Source organism: Ensifer sp. ENS07 (assembly GCF_014852185.1).
GTDB classification, from domain to species: domain Bacteria; phylum Pseudomonadota; class Alphaproteobacteria; order Rhizobiales; family Rhizobiaceae; genus Ensifer; species Ensifer adhaerens.
Genome location: NZ_JACVBE010000091.1, coordinates 1 through 255, shown reverse-complemented (window position 1 = coordinate 255; position 255 = coordinate 1). Strand labels below are relative to the sequence as shown.

Here is a 255-nt window from a genome sequence, read left to right as displayed (position 1 = left end):
GCATTCTCAACAAGGCGCGTCGTGGCGAGCTCGAGTTGCCGTTGCCGATCGGACTGGTCTACACGCCTGATATGCGCGTGGTGCTCGATCCGGATCGCCAGATCCAGGACACGGTGCGCATGCTGTTTGATACCTTCCGGGAGGTGGGCACAGCCTGTGCGGTCGTGCGCCGCCTGCGCAGCGAGAAGATCCTGTTTCCCCGGCGTGTCCGTCGCGGCATCGGCAAGGGCGACGTGCTGTGGAGCGCGATCGACC

At 65.1% G+C, this 255-nt stretch carries 1 pseudogene; it reads left to right on the top strand.

Annotated elements, in window-relative coordinates:
• A pseudogene (locus IB277_RS37785) lies at positions 1–255 on the top strand (recombinase family protein); the annotation flags it as partial.